The organism is Pectobacterium artocarpous, from assembly GCF_046159765.1.
Lineage (GTDB): Bacteria > Pseudomonadota > Gammaproteobacteria > Enterobacterales > Enterobacteriaceae > Pectobacterium.
In genome coordinates this window covers 1-857 of the sequence record NZ_JBJXVK010000062.1, presented here as the reverse complement: position 1 = coordinate 857, position 857 = coordinate 1, and the positions used below count along the sequence as shown (strand labels likewise).

The following is an 857-nucleotide window of genomic DNA, read 5'->3' as shown; positions in this document are numbered from 1 at the left end:
GGAGCGCCGCGATGCGGGACGGCGGCGTCAGGCTCGGCTGTTTGGTTACGACAGCGAACAGAACCTGTGCGAAGTGTCGCAGATAGCGCCGGGACCGGGTGAGACGCTGAAGGTGCAGGATGCGGTGGTGCAGTCATCGGCGCGGTACGATGCAGCGGGCCGGGTGGTTGAGCGGGGGCATACGCAGTACCGGTATGATGACTGCGGGCGTCTGACGGTGAGGCGGGAAACGCGGCCGGGGTTCAGGCCGAAGGAAACGCATTTTGACTGGGACGTGCAGGACCGTCTGGTACGGGTGGACTTGCCGGACGGGGCACGGTGGCGGTATCGTTACGATGCGTTTGGTCGCCGGGTGAGCAAGGTGCGCGAGGGCCAGGTGCCGTCGGCGCAGGCGGTAGCGCGGGTGGCGTACCGGTGGGATGGTGACCAGCTTATCGGTCAGCAGCAATACCGGGCAGACGGGTCAGCGGCGCGGGAAGTGCAGTGGGTGTATGAGCCGGGTAGTTTCCGGCCGCTGGCGCAGGTGGAGGCGGAGGGAGGCAGTACCCAACTGCACTACATCGTGACAGACCTAACGGGAACCGCGAGAGAGCTGTGCAGCGAGGAAGGGGAGGTCCGCTGGCGCGGGGAGCAGGGACTGTGGGGCGCACACCGCGAAGAGCGACGGCCTATCCCGCTGCGTCGCTACCTGGGTGATGCGGCGAACGAGGAAGTGTACTGCGAGTTGCGTTATCAGGGGCAACTGTTTGATGCGGAAACGGGGCTTTACTACAACCGGCATCGTTACTATGATGCAGAGAGCGGACAGTATTTGTCGCCGGACCCGATAGGGCTGGGTGGGGGGATAAGGCCTCAAG

The 857-nt window shown here is 64.9% G+C and carries 1 protein-coding gene; it reads left to right on the top strand.

The window, feature by feature from the left end:
- Nucleotides 1-857 (top strand): RHS repeat-associated core domain-containing protein (locus ACKQAD_RS20255; protein WP_409161756.1); only part of this gene is annotated, 857 nt, incomplete at both ends.